The 22,530-nt window shown below is 34.8% G+C and carries 22 protein-coding genes; 3 read left to right on the top strand and 19 right to left on the bottom strand.

What is annotated here, in order from left to right; genetic code table 11:
- Positions 1–118 precede the first annotated feature (118 nt).
- The 4 genes from ACKTSC_RS01815 to recX all read right to left on the bottom strand — a co-directional run bounded on the left by ACKTSC_RS01815 (position 119) and on the right by recX (position 4,598).
- Positions 119–1,843 (bottom strand): DUF6056 family protein, encoded by a 1,725-nt coding sequence (locus ACKTSC_RS01815; RefSeq protein ID WP_407856679.1) that lies wholly within the window; start codon positions 1,841–1,843, stop codon positions 119–121.
- A 183-nt stretch (positions 1,844–2,026) separates the two neighbouring features.
- Positions 2,027–2,560 carry a nucleoside tri-diphosphate phosphatase gene (gene ntdP / locus ACKTSC_RS01810; protein ID WP_071858244.1) on the bottom strand — a complete coding sequence of 178 codons (534 nt, stop codon included), beginning with the start codon at positions 2,558–2,560 and terminating at the stop codon, positions 2,027–2,029.
- Positions 2,561–2,656: 96 nt separating this feature from the next.
- Positions 2,657–3,808, bottom strand: coding sequence for an A/G-specific adenine glycosylase (gene mutY / locus ACKTSC_RS01805; protein WP_407856678.1), 1,152 nt, complete (start codon positions 3,806–3,808; stop codon positions 2,657–2,659).
- Positions 3,801–4,598: a recombination regulator RecX gene (recX, locus tag ACKTSC_RS01800; protein WP_332580395.1), complete on the bottom strand. Its 798-nt coding sequence runs from the start codon at positions 4,596–4,598 to the stop codon at positions 3,801–3,803. Before recX ends, mutY begins: the two co-directional genes overlap by 8 nt.
- Positions 4,599–4,869: 271 nt before the next feature.
- Between recX and rlmD the strand changes: the two genes are divergently transcribed.
- Positions 4,870–6,243, top strand: coding sequence for a 23S rRNA (uracil(1939)-C(5))-methyltransferase RlmD (rlmD, locus tag ACKTSC_RS01795; RefSeq protein ID WP_407856677.1), 1,374 nt, complete (start codon positions 4,870–4,872; stop codon positions 6,241–6,243).
- Between the two features lie 45 nt (positions 6,244–6,288).
- Here rlmD and ACKTSC_RS01790 read toward each other — a convergent pair whose 3' ends face one another.
- From ACKTSC_RS01790 to ACKTSC_RS01780, 3 genes are all read right to left on the bottom strand, one after another.
- Positions 6,289–7,536, bottom strand: coding sequence for an LCP family glycopolymer transferase (locus ACKTSC_RS01790; protein ID WP_407856676.1), 1,248 nt, complete (start codon positions 7,534–7,536; stop codon positions 6,289–6,291).
- A gap of 227 nt (positions 7,537–7,763) precedes the next feature.
- Positions 7,764–8,372 carry a superoxide dismutase gene (locus ACKTSC_RS01785; protein ID WP_407856675.1) on the bottom strand — a complete coding sequence of 203 codons (609 nt, stop codon included), beginning with the start codon at positions 8,370–8,372 and terminating at the stop codon, positions 7,764–7,766.
- 71 nt (positions 8,373–8,443) lie between these two features.
- The gene (locus ACKTSC_RS01780; protein ID WP_332654498.1) at positions 8,444–8,911 is read right to left on the bottom strand and encodes a GtrA family protein; all 468 of its coding nucleotides are present in this window, start codon (positions 8,909–8,911) and stop codon (positions 8,444–8,446) included.
- Between the two features lie 161 nt (positions 8,912–9,072).
- On the opposite strand from ACKTSC_RS01780, the gene ACKTSC_RS01775 reads away from it, so the two are divergent.
- Both ACKTSC_RS01775 and ACKTSC_RS01770 read left to right on the top strand, forming a co-directional pair.
- The gene (locus tag ACKTSC_RS01775; RefSeq protein ID WP_332581701.1) at positions 9,073–9,888 is read left to right on the top strand and encodes a DUF1189 domain-containing protein; all 816 of its coding nucleotides are present in this window, start codon (positions 9,073–9,075) and stop codon (positions 9,886–9,888) included.
- A gap of 83 nt (positions 9,889–9,971) precedes the next feature.
- Positions 9,972–10,919 carry a phosphoglycerate dehydrogenase gene (locus tag ACKTSC_RS01770; RefSeq protein WP_407856674.1) on the top strand — a complete coding sequence of 316 codons (948 nt, stop codon included), beginning with the start codon at positions 9,972–9,974 and terminating at the stop codon, positions 10,917–10,919.
- A gap of 11 nt (positions 10,920–10,930) precedes the next feature.
- On the opposite strand, the gene ACKTSC_RS01765 is transcribed toward ACKTSC_RS01770, so the two are convergent.
- The 12 genes from ACKTSC_RS01765 to ACKTSC_RS01710 form a co-directional block, all read right to left on the bottom strand.
- Positions 10,931–11,863 carry a glycosyltransferase family 2 protein gene (locus ACKTSC_RS01765; RefSeq protein ID WP_407856673.1) on the bottom strand — a complete coding sequence of 311 codons (933 nt, stop codon included), beginning with the start codon at positions 11,861–11,863 and terminating at the stop codon, positions 10,931–10,933.
- Between the two features lie 13 nt (positions 11,864–11,876).
- Complete coding sequence (locus ACKTSC_RS01760; protein WP_407856672.1) at positions 11,877–12,164, bottom strand: HesB/YadR/YfhF family protein; 288 nt, start codon at positions 12,162–12,164, stop codon at positions 11,877–11,879.
- 10 nt (positions 12,165–12,174) lie between these two features.
- Positions 12,175–12,840 (bottom strand): potassium channel family protein, encoded by a 666-nt coding sequence (locus ACKTSC_RS01755; RefSeq protein ID WP_407856671.1) that lies wholly within the window; start codon positions 12,838–12,840, stop codon positions 12,175–12,177.
- Positions 12,841–12,949: 109 nt separating this feature from the next.
- Positions 12,950–13,582: a response regulator transcription factor gene (locus tag ACKTSC_RS01750; RefSeq protein WP_407856670.1), complete on the bottom strand. Its 633-nt coding sequence runs from the start codon at positions 13,580–13,582 to the stop codon at positions 12,950–12,952.
- 75 nt (positions 13,583–13,657) lie between these two features.
- A complete protein-coding gene (locus ACKTSC_RS01745; protein ID WP_407856669.1) occupies positions 13,658–14,719 on the bottom strand; it encodes a sensor histidine kinase in 1,062 nt (353 codons plus the stop codon).
- A complete protein-coding gene (liaF, locus tag ACKTSC_RS01740; protein WP_407856668.1) occupies positions 14,716–15,438 on the bottom strand; it encodes a cell wall-active antibiotics response protein LiaF in 723 nt (240 codons plus the stop codon). Before liaF ends, ACKTSC_RS01745 begins: the two co-directional genes overlap by 4 nt.
- Before the next feature lie 130 nt (positions 15,439–15,568).
- The gene (gene greA / locus ACKTSC_RS01735; RefSeq protein WP_407856667.1) at positions 15,569–16,048 is read right to left on the bottom strand and encodes a transcription elongation factor GreA; all 480 of its coding nucleotides are present in this window, start codon (positions 16,046–16,048) and stop codon (positions 15,569–15,571) included.
- Positions 16,049–16,144: 96 nt separating this feature from the next.
- Positions 16,145–17,491, bottom strand: coding sequence for an endolytic transglycosylase MltG (gene mltG / locus ACKTSC_RS01730; protein ID WP_407856685.1), 1,347 nt, complete (start codon positions 17,489–17,491; stop codon positions 16,145–16,147).
- A 476-nt stretch (positions 17,492–17,967) separates the two neighbouring features.
- Complete coding sequence (locus ACKTSC_RS01725; protein ID WP_407855928.1) at positions 17,968–18,918, bottom strand: glycosyltransferase family 2 protein; 951 nt, start codon at positions 18,916–18,918, stop codon at positions 17,968–17,970.
- Positions 18,919–18,986: 68 nt separating this feature from the next.
- Positions 18,987–19,937 (bottom strand): NAD-dependent epimerase/dehydratase family protein, encoded by a 951-nt coding sequence (locus ACKTSC_RS01720; protein WP_407856666.1) that lies wholly within the window; start codon positions 19,935–19,937, stop codon positions 18,987–18,989.
- 26 nt (positions 19,938–19,963) lie between these two features.
- Positions 19,964–21,385, bottom strand: a complete 1,422-nt coding sequence (locus ACKTSC_RS01715; RefSeq protein WP_407856665.1) for an O-antigen ligase family protein — start codon at positions 21,383–21,385, stop codon at positions 19,964–19,966.
- Between the two features lies 1 nt (position 21,386).
- Positions 21,387–22,526: a glycosyltransferase gene (locus ACKTSC_RS01710; protein ID WP_407856664.1), complete on the bottom strand. Its 1,140-nt coding sequence runs from the start codon at positions 22,524–22,526 to the stop codon at positions 21,387–21,389.
- Positions 22,527–22,530 lie beyond the last annotated feature (4 nt).

Genomic DNA, 22,530 nt, shown 5'->3' with positions numbered 1-22,530 from the left:
TTATAATCGTAATCGAATCCATAGTTCGATTCATTACTTAACTCCACAGGAGTTTGAAGATTTAGAAACAGAGAAAATGTCTTAGCAGTCTCTACTAAAATATGTCCAAGATATTGACTCAAATCCAATAATTTGTTTTTTCTGCAGTATTATATAGACCTACACTAATATTTTTAATATCTTTAGGACGAATATTCCCTATTGGGGATGAATATATATATTTACCATCTACATTTAATTGATTATTTAATGATGTATCAGCATTGAACATCACAGTGGAAGATTGTGCTTCTCTCTTCCAATTTATATGAATAAACAATACAAAGTCATTCGGAGAATATTGATTTAAAAGACTATTATCAAACGTCAAGTTAATACTATAATTATTTAAATTACGTCCATCAGGAAATATATTTAAAGCTTTTAAATTTACTCTATCTCCAAAAGACCTATTTAATGGAACTTGCTTAGAATCAATAAGCCTTTTATCACTATAATCAAAACTAAAATCTTTAGTATATTGAACTATGCTTACAGAATCCTCAACTTTATAATACGATTTAAGATCCCCTTGGTACATATCAATGCTATCTGAAGGATTATAAAGTTTACCAACATAATAATTAGGTATATATATTTTTTCAAGATTATTTTTTTTTCCTTCACTAATTATAGCTTCTCTTACTTGAAATTGCTTGCTTAAAGACATAACACTTTTTGTAGCATAATAATAACTGATAGTAAAAGGTATACATAGAATAATAATGATATAAATAATACCCTTTTCAAATAATTTTTCTTCAAAATAAGAGATGTCAGCAGATAAAAAGGAAAGTGACACTAAAAATAATATTAACGCTCCATTTAATGATCTTAATGCTACTGGAAAAGCATATGATCCTCCGAAAGCGGCATTTGCTATAATCGCTGAAAAAAAGAATATTATACAATAAATCATATTGTTTCTCTTGGGAATTTGATGCTTCATAAAATAAACGAAGCCGATTAGAATGAACCCCACAAAAACCCATGAAAAACTTTGAAATGTCTCAATAAACCAAGGCGATGAAAAATAATGCCATAACCTCTGAATTACAGATTGTTCTCTTGAAATCTGAAATGCAGCATTCTGAAGCCTTTCGTGCTGACCTGGTGATAAAAGTAATAATGATGTACCGATAATATTGAACGGTAACCCGACCAAAAAAATTTTCTTATTTTTCTCAATTATAGAAAAAGTAATTGTTAATAACACGACAACTATAGAAGTGTTTTCATTCGAATTACCTGCTAATAAACCTAAGATAGCAATAATGAAATAATATCTAAAGCTAATTTTTTTATCTTTTATAAAAAATATTATTGAAAAATAAGCAACAATAAAAAAATTTGTTAATAGATAGTTTGTATACCCTACTGTCCAAAAGGAGGTTTGACCTAGATTAGGATTAGCAATCCAGTAAAGTAAAAATATAATTATAAAGCTGTAGGCACTAAATTTATATTTTTCCTTTGATAGATGAGGTAATTGAGAAATTAATAAGATTAACATGATCCAAACAACTGACTTAATAATCTTGTAAATTGTTGTTGGCATTTGTAATAATATTAATGAAGCCGAATCCGCAACAATCCGTCCAGACCAATGCATATAACGCCATATCAAATTGGACCAATTTGAAGTTTTAGCTACGTAAATAAAATCATCACTTGATACTGGTGTAAAAAATATTGGAATTGCCACTAATATTAATGAAATAGTTACAACTAAAAGTAATATAATATGGTTCTTTCTTATTTCTCTTTTTATTTTTTTTACATTACCCTTTTTTAAATGATCCACTTTTAATTCTCCTTATTTAAAATCCATAATGTATTAATTTTAACAAAAAAATTTTTTTTATCAATGAGATAGTTCGGCTAAGCAATTGTATCGCCAAACAATTACATGCATCATTCAATTGTTTGGTAAAATAACCACTAAAAAGACTATGTCAATTCACTTTGACATAGTCTTTTCTTTTGTTCACTTACGCGACAATTGCTTGTAACGATCATACCAAATATCGACATAGCCTTGAGAAAAAGGCCCCTTTTCATTGTTGATCCAGTCCACTAAGATCTTGACGTTTTCTTTAAGGATATAATCAATCTCTTTTGAGTAATGCATTTGCTGACTATGGGCTTCATATTCATCTACGTCCAATAACCGTTTTTCGCCATCTGGGAAAACTTTGACATCCAAATCATAATCAATATACTTTAACGCTTCGTCATCTAATACATAAGGTGATGCTAGATTACAATAATAAGAAACTCCCTTCTCTCGAATCATTGCTATTATGTTGAACCAGTATTTTTGATGAAAATAAACGATTGCTGGTTCACGAGTGACCCATCTTCGACCATCGGATTCAGTGACTAATGTATGGTCATTCAATCCGATCAATGAACACTCGCTTGTTTTCAATACCATGGTATCACGCCACGTTCGATGCAAACTGCCGTCGTGTTTGTAACTTTTAATCGTCACAAACTCTCCTTCTTTTGGAACCTTCATAGCTACCCTTCCCTCAGCGAAATTCATTCCGCATTTGTTTGGGTGTTATCACACCGACATCAGAATTATTATAGCAATAAAATGAAAGATTGCCTACTAATCTTTGTCGTCAGCTTGATTATTTTCGAAAACTTCGACTATTTTTTGTTGTGGTTTAGGAAAAACGTAAGTCGAAAAATCCCGCTGTTTGACCCAATCGCCTACGAGCGAGACTTGGTCGGTACTGCGGCCATAAAAAACTAAAATATGCCATCGTAAATGACTGAAAACATGTTTTACTTCTCCTAAAACTTTCTTCTGCCAAATGATTTCTTGGTCGATAAAAAAATCAGGATTTTCTTCTGCGACCTGGCTACTAGAAAAAAGATCCCAGCTGCTTGGATCATATTGTTCTTTCAATGAATTGAAGTGTGCTTCAGTGATTTCTTCCATCGGAAATAACCACATATTCGCTAACAAGCCTTTTTCTGCTCTTTTTTGTAATAAGAAAGCCTGGTCTTGATTCTCAATAACTCCGGCCACATAGTAAACATCTTTGGGTTTTTGCTTTTTTGATTTAACTGGAAAGTCAGTTTGACGATCTTCTTGATACGCCTGACAATATTTTTGCAGCGGACAGCTTTCACATTCAGGGCTGGTCGGTGTACAAATACTTGATCCAAGATCCATCATCGCTTGATTAAAATCTCCTGGATGTTCTTGACTGATTATTTTACGCATCGCTTCATCAAAAACTTTTCGACTACTCGCTTTTGCAATATCATCTTCAATACAAAATAAGCGACTAACGACTCGCATGACATTTCCATCGATAGCTGGCTCAGGGAGCTCAAAAGCAATACTGCTGATAGCGCCTGCTGTATAGGGGCCGATTCCTTTTAATGAACGGATGTCTTCGACTGTTGTCGGAAATTCTCCGCCGTATTCTTCCATGATTTGTTTTGCAGCTGTTTGCAGATTACGCGCACGTGAATAATAGCCTAAGCCTTCCCATACTTTCAATAATTTATCTTCATCAGCTTCAGCTAAATCTTTGATGGTGGGAAAGATTTCCATAAAACGATAAAAGTAATCGATCACCGTATCAACCCGTGTTTGCTGCAACATAATTTCGGAGATCCAAATACGATACGGGTCTTGGTTATAACGCCAAGGCAGATTTCTTTTTTCGTGTTGATACCAAGTTAAAAAGTCTGTTTGAAAGGCGGTGACCATGTCTTCTGACCAGTCTTGCCATGGCTTATTCATTTTGTTCCTCTTTTCCTCGGATAAATATATCAATTTGATCTAGTTGAAAGCCTTTTTGGTAAAGGCTTTGTTTTACTTTTTGACGTCTTTTAGCTGGTTCAAACCGCTGATTTTTACGCCATAATTTCTCTCCTTGGATCTCTAAAGCATCGGTTTCCTGTTCTTCAATTTCAGAAAAATCGATTTCAGCCAAGACATTTTTACTGATATCATTGCTAAATCCTTTAGTCATCAACAGCTGTTGGATTTTTTGTTTTGCTTCACGAGGACTTTTGCGATGAAATTTCTTTAATGCCTTTTGACCAGTGTGTAACGCTACTTCAAACTGGCTTTCAGTTTCGTAAAGGTACAGCGCTTGCTGGATCACGTCATCTTTTAGCCCTTTTTGTTTTAATTTTTGTTGTAAAACACGTGGCCCTTTGTCACCTAGACGAATCTGAGTGCGTACATAGCTCTCGCCATAAACCAAATCATTGATCAAATCGAGTTCTTTCAATCGGATAATAATTTTTTGGCGGTCAGCTTGTTCAATCTCATGATCTTTTAAATAGATCCGAATTTCTTGTTCTGTTCGTAGTTGGTAACTTAAATAATTCAATGCTAACTGAAAGCCTAAATCTTCTTTTCCTTCTTGTTTGATCTCAGTCAATAAGTCTTCTTCTAGTTCCTGTCCTTTCAATAAACGATGGCGAACGACTGTGTCTTCTGAAAGTCTTAGTTGTTCACCATTAGAAAATTCAACTTTATAAAAAGGTCCTCGACCTTGACTAATTTTTGTCACTGTTACCATGTCATTTACTCCTTATATAAGACGATAAAATCGTCTGTTGCTACTATGTATAATAGTTTCAGCACCACTTGATTCATAGATACTCTAATAAAGATTAATTCTATCATAGAAAGCTAAATGTCCGCTAAAAATATGCTAAAATAGTCCCAGTTTAGCTTTTCATTGATCATTCAACGAAGTACTGAGTTTTTAGCGATAAGGATTTTACGGACTTCGTTTATAATAAAAGTAAAGAAACTAAAAAGGTTTCACACTAAGAAAGGAGCGGCTTATGGCTGTTCAATTACAAACCAATCAAACATTAACGTTAAAAATCAAACGTCTCGGAATCAACGGTGAAGGTATCGCCTATTATAAGCGTTTGATCATTTTCGTCACTGGTGCACTGCCAAATGAGACCGTTGTGGCTAAAATCACGAAAGCAACCCCGCGTTTCGCTGAAGCATCACTAGTCAAAATCATGAAAAAAAGTCCTGACCGGATCACGCCTCCATGTCCTGTCTACGAAGAATGCGGCGGATGCCAACTGCAGCATCTAATTTACAGCAAACAATTGGACTTTAAAAAAGATCTTTTAAAACAGGCGTTGGAAAAATATAAACCCGAAGGTTATCAAAGCTTTGACTTACGTGATACTTTAGGCATGGATGAACCTTGGCATTATCGGAATAAAGCACAGTTCCAATTACGTAAAAACAAACAAACACAGCAAGTCGAAGCAGGCCTTTATCAAGCTGACTCACATCAATTAGTACCGATCAAAGACTGCCTTGTCCAAGAACCGACAACTCAAAAAGTCATTAATACTGTTACTAATTTATTAACTAAATACGATGTTCCAATTTATGATGAGCGTAACAACTCTGGGATCCTGCGTACATTGATGGTTCGGATCGGTATCCATACTGGCGAAGTTCAATTAGTCCTGATCACTAAAACAAAAAAATTGCCTAAAAGTAATGCTTTGATTCGTGAGATCACTACTCGCTTACCGGAAATAGTATCCATTATGCAAAATATCCAAGACAAGAAGACGTCGGTCATCATGGGTGATGAAACCATTCATTTGTGGGGCAAAGAAGTCATCAATGAGCAAATCAACGAGGTCAGTTTTGAACTTTCGCCCCGAGCATTTTTCCAGTTAAATCCTCAACAGACCAATGTCTTGTATCAAGAAGCGATCCAAGCTTTAGATTTAGAAACGCCCAAGACAGTCGTCGATGCCTATTGCGGTGTTGGGACGATCGGTTTATCATTAGCCAAACAAGCAAAAGAAGTTCGCGGCATGGATATCATTCCTCAAGCCATTGAAGATGCGAAAAAGAATGCGGCGGCCATGGACCTGACCAACATCCATTATGAAGTCGGAACAGCCGAAAGTTTATTGCCCAAATGGTTAAAAGCAGGTTTTGCTCCAGATGCGATCGTAGTCGATCCGCCAAGAACCGGCTTAGACAATCAATTATTGACAGCTATTCAAGCAGCTCCAAGTCCACAGATGGTATATATCTCTTGCAATGTCTCTACATTAGCCCGTGATCTTGTTAGCCTAACTAAAATTTACCATGTAGACTATTTACAATCAGTCGATATGTTTCCACAAACCGCTCGCTGTGAAGTCGTGGTCAAACTAACTAGAAAATAAAATACAAAAAAAGACGTGTCCAAATCAGACACGTCTTTTTTTGTATTAGTAACCTGCAGCTGGTTGTCCATAAGCGTCATACGTATTATTTTGCTGATTAGTAGTATCAGCATTTTGGTCTGTCGCGCCGCCATAGCCTTGATCATTCGTATAGCCCTGGTCATTTTGCGTCGTCGGATCATTGTAATCTTGATAGCCATTATCCGTTGTCCCTGAGTTATCATACGTATTACCGCTAGTACTATAATTATTTGCATTATCGTAACCTGGTGCATATTGACTGGTATCGTCGCTAGCTTTCCCATCTGAATCATCATAGAATAGGGTATCAGCATCAGTTTCTGATAAATTCGGTAAAGTCGTAGCTGTTGCTAATCCTAGTTGTTTTTTCAAGGTATTTTGAATATCTAACAATTCATTGGTTCCTAAAATTTGATAATAGATATCGTCAATCATTTCATTTTTACCAACTAATTGTTTTTGCTTGATCGTATCAAAAGCTGGTAGATAATTTGTACCGATATCTAACATGTCATCCCAAGATAAATCGGTCGTCATATTTTTTTCGACAGCTTTTAAAATTTTTCTGTAATTCCCAACACCGTTGATCGACATCGCCTTTTTCAATATTTTCGTCACGACTTCACGTTGACGTTTTTGCCGCCCAACATCGCCTTCAGGGTCTTCATGACGCATCCGAGCATAGGCCAGTCCCGTCTCACCATCTAAAGTTTGTTTGCCCTTTTTAACATGCACACCATCTAATGTAAAATCGATTTTATTATTGACTTCGATCCCGCCAACAGCATCGATCAGGTCCTTTAAACCTTTCATGTTGATCGACACATAATGATCCAACGGAATATCTAAAAGATTTTCGATCGTATCCATCGACATATCAACACCACCAAAAGCATAGGCATGATTTAATTTATCATTCGTTCCATAACCAACAATCTTAGTTAAAATATCACGATCGAGACTGACGATCGTTGATGTTTTTTTCTTAGGATTGATCGTTACCACCATCATACTGTCAGAACGACCTTGTTCTGTTCGTCCTAAGTCACCAGTATCGACACCCGCTAATAAAATTGAAAACGGCTCTGTATTGTCTATATTGGGTTTTGTTGTATTGCTTCGCTTAGTACTTTTTCGTTTTGTATTACTGCTTATACTGTTGATCATTTTACTCGCGTCATTCGTCACTTGGACCGCGTAGTAGGTGATCCCGCCGATAAATAAATTTAATACAATCAAGATTCCGACAACTATTTTTTTTCCGCGACTCATGCTACACCTCTATCAGCAATTTTTACATTCTATTTTCTCATAATTCAATTTCCCATACAACTAGTGCTAATAAACATTAAGTTAATATTTTATATTTAAAAGTATTAATTTAAAATTACCCTATAAGTTTGATTTATACCATACAAATATGAATATTTTAGGAAGCTTTTAAAAATTAGACAAAAAAAAGCAAGACTGAAAAACAGTCTTGCTTCAAAAAAAACTAATTATTTAGCGTCCGCTAAATTTTTGTTTGCTTGATCCCAATTGATTACATCCCAGAAAGCCGCGATATAATCTGGACGAACATTTTTATATTTTAAATAGTAAGCATGTTCCCAAACATCTAATCCAATGATTGGTATTTTGCCCTCAGTCAATGGGCTGTCTTGATTAGCAGTCGATGTGATTTCAAGCTTTCCATCGTTCAGTACTAACCATGCCCAACCAGAACCAAAACGGCCAGTTGCAGCTGTCTTAAATTCTTCTTTCATTTTTTCAAAACTACCAAAGGCTTCATCAATCGCTGTTTTGATTTCTCCTGTTGGCTCGCCACCAGCATTAGGAGCTAAAATTTTCCAGAAGAAACTATGATTTGCATGACCGCCACCATTGTTGCGGACAGCAGTTTTGATATCTTCAGGAACGTCATTCAAATTACTGACTAATTCTTCAATTGATTGTTCCCCTAATTCTGGATGTTTTTCGATTGCTGCATTTAAATTTGTTACATACGTATTATGATGTTTATCATGATGCAAGTGCATCGTTTCAGTATCGATAGAAGGTTCTAATGCATCGTAACCATAAGGTAAATCGGGTAAAGTATAAGCCATTGTTTAATTCCTCCTTAAGTATCTTACATAAAGACTGTATCAAACAATGCATACTTCTTCAAAAAATATGCTTAGCGCGGAGAAGAATTCGTTTTCTCTTCTTCAACCAGTTCAACCTTTTTAAAAATAAAAACTTTACTAAAGAAATAATTGGCAATTACGACCACTACTTGCGTAATAATCTTAGCAATCAAATTTCCGGTATGCAGCATATCGATCAATAAATACATACACGCCATATCCATTCCATAGGAAATGATGCGGGCAACTAAAAATTTACTAAATTCCCAGATCAGTGCGCCAACACCTTCTGTTTTTGATTGGAACACCCAAATTTTATTAGTTACAAAAGCAAATAAAACCGAACAGATCCATGAAATCGTATTGGAAATCGGCCAGCTGAGATGAAATCCTTGGTACGCTAACAAAAAAGTGACGATATTGACAACTGTGGCCAAACCGCCAAAAAATAAATAAATAAAAACTTCCCAGAGTTTTTTTTCAATTAAATAGTGTTTGAATCCTTGATAAATTTTCATATGCCCACTCTTTCTATTTAAGCTCTCACTTAGTAAGATAACGAAGCTTTGAATCGTAGTCAATTCTTTCTTGATTTCTTTTTAGTTTTTTATCCTTCATCTTGTTATTTCAATCTTACTTCGCTACAATGACATTTGTATATATAGATTGGAGCGATCACATGACTTTTCGTCAATTATTTAAAGGATCTTTGTTTCGTTTTGAAGATCTTAGCCAAGCTAGAAGTACCCCCTTCTGGAAATCAATCGTCTACTTAATAGGTTTGAGTGTTTTGTTAGCTATCCCCACCGTTTATCAGGCCTTTCAAGTAATGACTCAAATAAAAACTGATAGTTTAAAAATTGTTCAAAAAGTACCTGATTTTACGATTGAAGATGGCCAGATTAAAACTGAATCAAATGATCAAGGATTTATTTATCAAACCGACTCGATTATCTTCACTTTTGATCCCGCTGGCAAACGTAGTCAAAAAGATGTAGAAAAAGATTTGGTCGGCAATTACTTTAGTGTAGGACTGCTTAAAGGTAAAGCTGTCGTCGTTTTACCCGACTACGGTGGTATCAGTTCCACAATGTTCGGGGACAATGTCCTAACCTTTTCTTATAAGCAAGAACCTCTGAAAAGCTTGACTAGTGAGAAACTAAAATCCGGATTGAAAGACTTAGAAATTCCAGCTTGGACACCGCTAGTAATGTTGATTGCTGGATTATATCCATCCTTCATTAATTTATTTGTTACTTTGCTGGTTGCTGGGATTGCCGGAACCATCGTAGCTAAACTCAGATTGCGTCGGATCACCTTTTTTGAATCTTTCAAAACGATCGTTTACTGTGCAACGATACCGACGATTATTGCAACGCTGATTTCACTATTTCAACCAACGTTTGATGTCAGTCTCTTGATTACATTTATTAGTTTATTTATCTTTTTTAGAGTCACGACCTTTTTCCCACGAATTGAATTACCGACAAAATAACTGCTTACGATTTCGTAAGCAGTTTTTTTTAACTTAGTTTGTTAAAATAGAACCAAGATTCAAATTGAAATGAGGGGAATTTTATGGCAAAACCAATTATTTTTTTACAGCGAGAATTCCGAACAGAATTCTTAAAAAAAATCCAAGCACTTGCTCCTGATTATCTCGTTCAGACAACTCTTTCTAAGGATGAAGTAGCGCAGGTTGAAATCTCGGTCGGTTGGCCAAAAGAGTTTAATGATTCTTTGTTGGCTAGTAAACAATTAAAATGGGTCCAATCAATTTCAGCGGGTGTCGATTCTTTGCCTTTAAAACAATTCTCAGAGAATGATATCTTACTTTCAAATGGGAGCGGAATCCATGCACTATCCATTAGTGAACATATCATTGGTACTTTATTGAGTTATTATCGTGGTCTAAATCAAGCGATCAAATATCAGAATAAAAAAGAATGGGTTACTGATTTTGTTCATTACGATCAATTGGCTGGAAAAAATTTATTAGTTGTCGGAACCGGACATATCGGTCAGCAGTTATCAAAATCCATTCGTAGTTTGGGTGTAAATGTTTATGGCATCAATACTACTGGTCATTCTGCTGAAGGTTTTATTGAAACCTATTCAATCAAAAATCTCACTAAAATTGTGACTGAGATGGATATCGTAGTCGGTATTTTACCTGGTACGGCAGATACCTATCATATTTTTAATAGTGATTTATTTGATCAAATGAAATCCTCTGCGATGTTCGTGAATGTCGGTCGCGGTAATACTGTCCACACTAAAGAACTAGCAACAGCATTATCGAACAAGCAAATTGCTTTTGCTGCTTTAGATGTGTTTGAAGAAGAACCACTACCAAAAGATAGTCCATTATGGGAAATTGAAAACCTATTGATCACCCCACATATTTCAGGACTCACTGTAGATTTTCAAAATAAATTTATGAAGATTTTTTTAGCGAATCTAAAAAGTTATCTTGAAAAAGATGAGCTAACTATCAATCAAGTAAATTTAAAAAATGGGTATTAAAAAAGTTGAAGCTATCGCTTCAACTTTTTTTCTGTCTCTTTTACAATGTATACGGGCCTATTTTTAGTCTCCATAAAAATCTTCCCAATATATTTTCCAATGATCCCGATCCCTAATAATTGAACGCCACCGATAAATAAAATAATTGTTACTAATGATGGCCATCCCGCTGTTGGATCACTGAATATCAGTGCCCGTATGATGATGAAAATCATCGCAATGCCAGAGGCGATACAAGAAAAGCCACCAACAAATGAGGCGATACTCAACGGAACATCTGAAAAATTGACAATGCCATCGATCGAATAATTAAAAAGTTTCCAAAATGACCATGATGTCTCCCCTGCAGCGCGCTCCCTGTTTTCAAATGAAATATATTCTGTTTTAAATCCTACCCAACTAAATAGTCCTTTAGAAAAGCGATTGTGTTCCGTTAATTCTAAAACGGCATCGACTACTTGACGAGTCATTAGACGATAGTCTCGTGCACCATCAACCATTTCAGTATCGCTGATGTGATTGATCAATTGATAAAACTTCTTAGCAAAGAAACTACGAATCGGAGGTTCCCCTGCTCGATCAGAACGGCGGGTTCCAACGCAGTCGATATCGGAGGTTTCGATCAAATCAATCATTTGCGGTAAAAGCTCAGGCGGATCTTGAAGATCCACATCCATTACCGTGACTAACTCACCTTTAGACGCTTGTAGCCCGGCATACAAAGCCGCCTCTTTTCCAAAGTTACGTGAAAAAGAAATATAGCGAACATAATTATATTGAGCTGCTAACTTACGTAAGACTTCTAGAGTTTGATCGCTGGAACCATCATTAATAAAAATATATTCAAACTCATGGAAGACCGTTCTTTTTACTTTTTCCATTTCTGTAAAAAACAATGGGATTGCTTCTTCTTCATTAAAACAGGGAACAATTACTGACAACATCCAAATTCACTTCCTAATTAAACTTATACTTTGGTTCATCTAACTCTTCATCATAGTCTACTTCTAAATCATAACCCTTGAAAAACCACTCATCTGATTCTTCAATAAAGAATAATTGGCCACCGATTGTTTCTTCAACGAGTGTTTTTTCTGGTGTATCAACTGCTAATCCTACCGAAAAACCATCATGAACTTGTGTTTTACCATAAACTTTCCCATAAAACTTAATGCCTTGACCAGCTGTTGGTTCCATTTCTTTTTTGAACCAGTCTTGCGCTTTTGGAGTGATCGTCAATTTCATCTATCTTCACCTATCCATTCATTTTTTCGTCTAAGTAGTCTACATCTTCATCACGACCGATCACCACTAGATGATCGTCTTTTTGTACCACTTCTTCTGCTCCAGGTGTAACGATTGGATCCTGTTTATCCCGCCGAATCGCTACGACATTCAAACCAAATCGTCGGCGGAAATCTAATTCATTCAATGTTTTACCATAGAATTTACGATTCGTTACATTGATCTCAGCTAACGAAAACTCGTCTGATAATTCTAGATAATCCAAAATATTTTTTGAAACTAAATTATGCGCCAAGCGTTGACCCATGTCACGTTCAGGATGAACGACACGGTCTGCCCCGATCTTTTCTAAAACACGAGCATGGTATTCATTCTGAGCTTTGGCTACGATATCAGGCACGCCCATTTCTTTGACCATCAATGTGACCAAAATGCTTGCTTGAATGTCTTCTCCGATTGCTACGATCACATGATCAAAATTTCTAATCCCTAACGAGCGCAACGTCATTTCATCTTGCGCATTCGCAACTACAGCATGCGTGGCAATATTCATATATTCATTTACTCGATCTTCATTACTATCAACCGCTAAAACTTCCTGACCAGACTTGATCAATGTCCGGCAAATACTTCCACCGAACCTTCCTAATCCAATAATTGCAAAATTTTGTTTCATGATAGCTCCTTATTTTTAAACTAGTGAAATCAACTGATTACTTTAAATGAATAACAACTATAAATCTCAGTATAACAAAGAGCGGGTTAATAAAACAGAGATGACCTCTCTATTTTATTAACCCGTGTTTAAAGGCATAGATAGCTGCTTGTGTACGATCCTCAACTTCTAGTTTCGCTAAAATATTTGATACATGTGTTTTGACAGTTTTTAAGGTGATAAATAATTCATCCGCAATTTCTTGATTACTCATTCCTTGAGCAATCAGCAATAGAATCTCTTGTTCACGATTAGTCAGTTCCTCATGCAATACGTGACGATGACGATTCGCTAGTTGATCCATCATCTTAGTCGTTACTTCAGGTTCCAATACCCGCTCACCTTGATAGGTTGCACGAATCGCATCAGCGATCTCATGAGCCGTTGAAGTTTTTAATAGATAACCGGATGCGCCGGCTTCAATTGCCGGATAAACTTTCTCGTCATCGATAAAGCTGGTCACGATCAATATTTTAGCATCTGGCCAATCTTTCAAGATTTTTTTGGTAGATTCTATCCCATCCATTACTTCCATCACTAAATCCATTAGGATCACATCAGGACGTAATGCTAATGCTTTTTCATATCCTTTGGCTCCATTTTCTGCTTCACCTATTACTTCGATATCTTTTTGAATCGACAAATAAGAAGACACGCCTAAACGAACCATTTCATGATCATCTACTAACAACACTCGAATCATTGCTTACCTCCTAGCAACATGAATAGATTTTCTTTGATTTTATTCTTGATGAGTCTATTTATAAATTTAACGTAATTACTTTACCGTATTTACAACGGGGACTTTGATTTCTACGCTGGTTCCTTGTCCTTTAAAACTAATGATTTTAGTAGTACCGCCAACGCTGGCGATCCGTTCACGAATATTTCTCAATCCATAACTTCCTGCATGTTCATCCTTAGCTTCAAAACCAACACCGTCATCAATGATCCGTAATAAAACATTTTGCCCGACAATTTTTAGATAAACTTCTAGCTCGTTGGCTTTCGCGTGCCGCAATGTATTAGACAACAACTCTTGAACGACCCTGAACAACTGATCTTCAACACTAGAAGCTACAGAAATGTCTTGGATATCCCATTTTAGCTGTATTTGGATTTTTGTCTGTAATTCCTTTAATAATTGCTCGATTCCTTGACGCAGACTTTTTCCTTCTAAACTGATTGGGCGTAAATGCAAGAGTAAGGCACGCATCTCAGATTGAGCAGCATTGATGATATCTGCGACCATCGCTAACTGCTTCTTATACGGCTCTAGTTCCTCTGAATATTGCGACTGTTCATTTAATGCCGACATCATCATCATCGCCGCAAACAGCTGTTGAGAGACTGAATCATGCAATTCTCTTGCTAAACGGTGTCGCTCTTCTTCTAGAATTTTTTCCTTCGTTGTTCCATCGATCATTTGCGGTTGACTGCTCAATTGTTGCAGATCACGAGACGTCGTAATTAATTTCTCTTTGATACGCTTAATATCATGATCCACCAACAACATTTCTTTATTTTGCGAAATGGGTGTATCTAAAAAGGCTTGCTCATAATTTCCAGCTGCCAAACTTTGCAGTTTTTTTTCGATTTTCCCTAACTGCCGCTTTTCTAAAAATGCCACTAAAAAATAAACGACGGCACAGACAGTTAGCGATAAAATCAAGATATGAATAAACAATGGAATATAAAATATTCGTGCCCCGAACAGCTGACCGAATAATCCCCTTTTTCCAATAGCGTACATATAAAGAAATAACGTACTTAAAATCAGTAAAAAAGAAATCAAGCCCGAATATAATGCAATCTGTATGCGCGAATATTTTCCAGTCATACACGAATCACCTCAATATCTCCGACTAAGGTATTGGTGATGATCTTCAATCGTCGTTGACTTCCATCGTAATCTTCGCTGTATATTTTTAGCGATTCATTGCGTAAGGCATATTGTTCATCATCAAAATCTACTTTACCATATAAGGTCGCATGTTCTAAAACTAAGCCTACACCATAAGGAACCAAGATACGTGTCCGCCCAAATCCCTTACGGACGATTACGATATTGTCTTCTTTTGGCAATAGCGTATTTCCTAAATCAACCAAGGTATCTCCAGCTAGAATCGAGAGATTGATATCATCCCATTCAAACACTTGCGTACCGATACGCTCATTTCCAATCCAACTCTGTCGTTTCCGCTCTCCATTGTGTTCGCTAGGTTCAGTGCTCTCGACCATCACAATGCTTTTTTTATTTTTCAAAGAATGATTTGGCATAGAGATTCCTGCCAGTTCAAATCCCTTTAATCCTAAAAATAAAACTGCAAAAACCAGCATCAGCCAAGTAGCTGGACTATTGACTAGACAAATGATCACGATAACTAAGCCTAAAATCAACTGAAATTTACGTTGACCCTGTTTTCGTAGTGCAAAATAAATATTCAAACCACCGAAGAGAAGCATGATTAACATTGCCGGATTAGAAGATAATTGCCATAATAAAAAAATTGCCAGCAAAGCCTCTACCACGAAAAAAAAGCGCCATGGACTTTTCAAGTCATCTTCCCCCTACCTACTTTTATGTAATTCCTATTTTACTGTTTTTTGATTCGCAATGCTATCGGTCTTAAGTCGCAACCGTAAAAAAGGCTAAAAGAAAAGAGGCGACCAGCGCCTCTTAGAATTTTTAGCTTTGTGAAACTTTTGTGATTTTAACTTCCATGCTTCCGCCTGGAGTAGCGATCGATACGACATCGCCTACGCTCTTTCCGATCAACGCTTGGGCAATCGGCGAGTCATTGGAAATCTTGCCTGAGAAAGGATCAGCTTCTGCTTTCCCTACGATTGTATACTCTTCTTCTTCATCACCTGGCAATTCAACAAAAGTAACCGTTTTACCAATTGAGATTTCGTCAGAGTCAACATTATCTGTATCAATGATTTGTGCGAAACGAATCATGCTTTCTAATGTGTTGATACGACCTTCGACAAAAGCTTGTTCATCTTTTGCTGATTCGTACTCAGAGTTTTCTGATAAGTCCCCAAAACTACGAGCGATTTTGATACGTTCAATAATTTCGCCACGTTTTACTGTTTTTAATTCTTCTAATTCTTGTTCTAATTTAGCTTTTCCTTCTAATGTCATTGGATACGTTTTTTCTACCATTTTTTCTTCTCCTTCAGTCAACAAAATTACGAAAGGTAATCTTTTATAGATTTAATCCACAAAAGATTACCACGTAATGATTGTATTGTAAATTATTTATTGCCCTTTATTGACATATTTTTCAACCAATTCCATATGTTCTTCATATGTCTTAGCATAATAGACTTTTCCAGTTGAGATATCTGCTACGAAATACACGTAGTCATTATCGGTTGGATTCAAGACTGCCGAGATTGCTTCCTGACTCGGATTATCAAATGGACCCGGCCCATAACCAGTATTCACATACAAGTTGTACGGCGAATCTACTTGCGTGTCTTTGATTGTTACAACTTCTTTATGTTCGCCTAGCGCATAAAGAATCGAAATATCTGATTGCAATGCCATACCTGAATCAATTCGATTAAAGAAGACTTGTGCGATATTTTTACGATCAGATTCAGTGACCCCTTCTTTTTCAACTAAGGAAGCCAGTGTCATCACTTCTTGCACATCCATGCCTTTTTCTTTTATTTGACTGTAGTATTGAGACATTACTTGATTGGTTGTATCAACCATTTGAGTCACTAGATCTTCTAAACTACGGCTCTTATGAACATTATACGTTGCTGGGAATAGATACCCTTCTAAACGATAACGAACATCTTTTGCGTTACCTGCATCCGTCAATAAATCTGGATAAGTCGTTTTCAATTCTTCAAAGAATTTATCATCTTTCATCAATTTAATGAAATCAGCTTTTTTGAAATCTGTTTTCTTAGCGACTAAAGTAGCGATTTGATCAATATCATAACCTTCAGGAATTGTTACCTTAGAAGCATCGTCCAATGGTTCGGCACTTCCGCCTTCTTGAAGCTCTTTGCTGATTTGATCAAGCGTCATATTAGGTGAAAACTGATAATAACCCGCTTGAAAGTTGGTTAGATTGTTAAATTTCGTATAGAAGTTAAAAATCATTCCATCTCGAATGACATCGCCATCTTCCAAGATATCTCCAATTTGACGATTTGATGAACCGCTTGGCACCTCGACCTGAACTAATTTTTTGTCGTTTTTATCCAACGGTTTCAACCCGGCATTCACATAATTATAACCAGAAATTGCCAAAATCCCTGCTACAATCAAAATACCGATAGTCAAAACATAAACAATCTTATGGACGACCCGATCTTCTTTGCGACGTTCTGCTCGTTTCAAGTTACTCTCCTCACTTAAATCCCCTTCAAATTCCGTATCCACTCGATGAAGCTCATCGAATTTCTCACCAATACGCGTAAAAATAGAAGGTTCTTCTCTCTGTTCATGTTCCTTTATAATAGGCTGCTTCGTTTCAGTTTCAGTAATTTTCTTTGAACTATCTTTATTAGACTTTTTGGCATTTGAAGAACGAGAAGTTATTTTTTTCTCTTTCTTTACCTTTGATAGTCTCGGTTTTGCTTCAATTACCGGCTCTTTTTCAACACTTTTTGAAGGATCGATTTTTTCTCCCACAGATTCTTTATTAGCTTCAGTCTTCGCTACTTGCTTAATTACCGGTGGAATAGCCATTTTCTCTTCAATAGGTGTTGAATGACCTATGCTTTCCTTTTTTACTGTTTCAATTTTTGGTTTTTCATTTTTAGTTTGTCTCTTACCAAATAAACGCTCGTATGAGGATGCTAATTCTTCATCATTCTCGCTTTTATTTTCTTTATCCAAACGTCCACTACTAGCAGTCGTTTTCTTTGTCGGCTCAACTTCACGATTTTTCCGGCCTTCTTCTAAAGCACGCATAATCTGCTCTTTAAAAGACCCGTCTTCCGAGTGTTGGTTTTGATCCTCAGACAAAAAACAACTCCTCCTTACCTCATGTCATAACTTTAACCATTATACATGAAATAAAAGAGGAGTGAAATGTAAAATTTATTTAGTTAAGGAAATTATAGTTTTTCTTTGTAATTTTTTTCTATATAAAGTCGATGTAAATTTAATTCATATTCTTTTTTTGTATTAGTTACTACTGTATCCAAAATTAACCCTGTTACCAATAATAATAACCCAAAAATCATTAATCCTGAAGCTAGAATCGATGAAGGTACTTTCGTAATAAATCCTGTGTGGAAAAATTCATTGATCACGGGGATCCCACAAATTAAGCCCAATAAAAAGAAAATTATACTTAATGATGTAAAGAATAACATTGGTTTATAATCTTTGCACATTTTCATGATAGTCAATAATACTTTTGTTCCATCAGAAAAAGTATCCAGCTTAGATTCACTTCCCTCAGGTCGATCACGATAATCAATTGGAATTTCTACTAATTTAAATCTTTTATCCAATGCATGAATAGTAAATTCAGTTTCAATTTGAAAGCCAGAACTCATTACGGGGAAACTTTTGACAAAAATACGATTGAAACCACGGTACCCAGTCATAACATCTTTTATATCCGCTTTATATAAGCGGTTGATTGAATTCTTGACTAAATTATTTCCGAAATCGTGAAATGCTCGCTTATTTTCATCAAAATAAGTCCCATTTGATAAACGGTCACCAATCACCATGTCCGCTTTACCTTCTCGTAATGAGTTGATCATTTCATGAGCATGTTCAGCCGGGTAAGTATCATCACCATCTACCATTAAATAATAATCCGCTTCGATGTCAAAAAACATTTGACGAATCACATTTCCTTTACCTTGGCGCGGTTCTTTTCTAACGATTACTCCTTCTTTTAAAGCAATATCATAAGTATCATCTGTTGAGTTATTATCGTAAACATAAATATCTGCCTCTGGTAATTCCTTTTGAAAATCATTGATTACTTTTTTTATTGTCAATGCTTCATTATAACAAGGAATCAAGATTGCTATAGTCTCATTGTTCATTTTTTATTCTCCTAACTACAACGCTAGCTATAATGATACCAAAAAAAAGTCGGAAATGCTCCGACTTTTTAAACCAAATTTTCTGAAATTAAATATTCTCTAATTCCTTCATGAACACTGAAGTTTGGTTGATAACCCAATGATTTTAATCTTGAAATATCTGAAACAGATTTTTTTATATCTCCTTCACGTTCAGATTCGTACTTAACTGGCAAAACAACATTGACTACTTCATTGATCACATCAATCAATTCATTCAACGACAATGCGCTTCCTGTACCAACATTAAATTGTTTACCTAGCGCATCTTCTTTACTAGCTACTAATAACAATGCTTGAATGACATCTTCTACAAAGACAAAATCCCGAGATTGTGAGCCGTCGCCAAACAAAGTGAATTCTACTCTTTCGCCATTTTTCAATTTTTTATAACGATCAACTAAAATAGAGATAACTCCACTATAAGGAGATTCTGGATTTTGATTAGGACCATAGACATTAAAGAATCGGACAGCACTTGTATTTATCCCATAAAGATGATTATAATCTAATACATATTGTTCAGCAGCAAATTTGTCTATTGCATATGGAGTAAGCGGTCGAATCACTGATTCTTCTTTCTTCGGTAATGTAGGCTCATCTCCGTAAACTGCTGCGGACGAACTAAACACTAGGCGTTTCAAAGTCTTTTGATACTTTCTAACTAATTCTAACAACATCAAAACACTCTCAAAATTGATTTGGTGTGTCTCTACTGGTCGTTCAACAGAATCAGCAACACTAGCAATTGCTGCTAGATGAAAAATATAATCAAATGTATTTTCCGAAATAATCTTTGTCATCAAATTTCTATCTGTGACTGATCCCTCAATAAAATTTAAATTTTTAGACTTTTTTAAATTAGACTCTTTTCCCATTGATAAATCATCAATTACCATTACAGTATTATCTTTTGATAAATGATTAGCTAAAGTGGAGCCGATGAAGCCAGCACCACCAGTGATTAAATATTTAAACATGTGTATACCTCTTTTCTTTCTCCTTATTATTTAAATAGAATGAATTTCTCAGTACCTCTAGTATTATTAACTCGACCCAAAAATAGCCAGAATATAAATGTACCTATTGTATTTTCATAAACTAACTCATTGTTTAAACAAGCATACAACACATAAGACAATAATATTAAGCAATAAAAAAATCTATAATTAAATAATTTTAGTGGTTTAGTTATTATATATTTAATGCTAAAAAAAACACTTTTTAGCAAAAATAAAGAAAATGGTATGAATCCAAGTATCCCTGTAGACGTTAGGACATTTAAATAAGCATTATGAATCGCAATTTGTATTTTTGCAATATAACCGTTTGGTATAACGTTTTGCGCATAAGGAACTATATTTTTAGGAGAAATACCTATAATCATGCTAGTCTTAAAAAGATCAAATGCGCTTTTCCAAATACTTAGTCTTGCATTTGACACATCTGTATTATCAGCAACATCTTTTCTAACCAAGGTATTACCATCGGCTGTAGTAGGGTTAGCGGTACTAACATGTTTTTCTAAAAATTTATCCTTTTTATTACCAAATCGAATCTCTTTCAAATAAGGCAATATTTCTTGAAATCCCCATTTTACAAAATTATAAAAAAGTATAAAAAGTATTGCAGATATTCCAGAAAAAAGTATTGCTAGTAAAAATTTATAAAAAAATTTTTCTATTTTTGATTCTTTTACTACAATAGTAAATACTCCAATAAAAATTATTAATATTGTAATTAGATACGTAGACCTTGAACCACTTAATACAATGAATACAAGTTGTAAAGGAATACTACATACTAATATAGCTTTTGAAAATCCTTTAACACGTTTTTGGTATAAAAAAAGTAAAGCTAAAATAATCACTGCTAATGCAGCAATCGCCCCATTATTTACATCTGAAAATAATCCGAATAAACGTGATTCTAAAAACCCAATTCTGATCCTGTGCCTTGCATCATAGTATTTTTCATATCCAAATTTACAAAAGAAAAGAATTATTGATCCTAATGATAGAACAAACCAACTATATATAAAACCTAAGCTTATTCCATCAAAAAATTTTTCAAAATTAGGGTTATCATAAGCAAATTGGTAAATCACAAAATACTGTATTAAAGACCACATAATTATTTTTGCATTTTCCCCTACACCATAACGATAATTAATTATAGTCGAAACTAACAAAAAAAACATATATAGAGATAATAGTAAACTATAAGGAAATAGTCCTTTTTTTACATTAATAATAAAATCAAAAAAAAGCAATGTTATGCCTAATACCCCTAATATTTTGAAAAATATGCTATCAAAAGTTTGTGGCAATAAACTATAAATATTTACAGCTCGGATAATCATCCCTAAAAAAAATAAGTAGAGATAGTATTCACGCCAATAATTTATTTTTTTACTTACATATTTCACTTTAATTTTCCTCCGAAACTAAATCATTAAGCAAAGTTTTCCATTCTTGTATAATCTTATTAGCTTTAAAATCTTTAGCTCTTTTTAAAGAACGTGACTGATATTCTTTCATAATTGAATGGTTTGAAGCGATAAATTTTATTTTTTTACTCATTTCAAAAATATTTTCATTAGCAATGACGATTCCAACTTTACCATCTAGCAAAATTTCTTTTGCACCTTTATGATCAAAACTTACAATGGGAAGCCCTACCGAAAGCGCCTCAATCATAACTAAAGGAAGTCCTTCTGTTCTAGATGTTGATACGAATATAGAACTACTTAAGTAATGGTCTATAAGTTTTTCCCCTTTCAAAGGGCCGACAAATTTTATCTTATCCTCAACTTTATTATCTAATATTAGCGATGAAAATTTTTCTTTTTCCTCTCTAGTACCATCACCTGCAACACGAATATACCATTTTTCGGGCAAATAGTTAGCCAATTTACATAGGTAATCGATGCCTTTGATATAAATATCCAATCTAGCAGTAAAGGATATCACATTATTAGTCAATTTACTAATTTCGTTAGTCCTTAAAATTAGAGGGTTATAGATAACCCTAACATTTGCTCCATAACTTTTTAAAATGCTTCCAACATCTTTAGATAGACAAATAACTTTATCAACTTTTTTAAAACTTTCTTTGTAAATTTTTTGATAAAATTTAGCTATATGATTTAAACTATATTCTGGGTCCGAATGCATCCAAGTAACTAATTTAACATTGGGAAATTCTTTTTTTATAAACGAAGAAAAAAGTATTGCTGGAATAAAAGTATTAAAAATGATAACATCCGGATTTTCCTTTTTAAAAACTATTTTTAGATGTTTAATTTCACTCTTTACATAATTTTCAGGAAGAAAATATCCTTTCCTTTTATAAGCTAGATATTTTCTTAATTTATTAAAATATTCTACCAAAAATATTTTTTTTTTATAGATATTATAATGTTTGACTAAGCCTTCCGGTTCAACGCTATTTAAATATGAAACGAAAAATACTTCAGTTTCTTTATCTTGGAGTGAGTTACCAACATAAGTAGCAACTTTACTAGCTCCACCTAATCCAAATGCGGGTGATAAAATTCCTATTTTCAAATAA

This window comes from Enterococcus hailinensis (assembly GCF_045862035.1).
In the GTDB taxonomy this organism is placed as follows: Bacteria; Bacillota; Bacilli; order Lactobacillales; family Enterococcaceae; genus Enterococcus_A; species Enterococcus_A hailinensis.
This window is presented reverse-complemented; position numbering and strand designations above follow the sequence as displayed.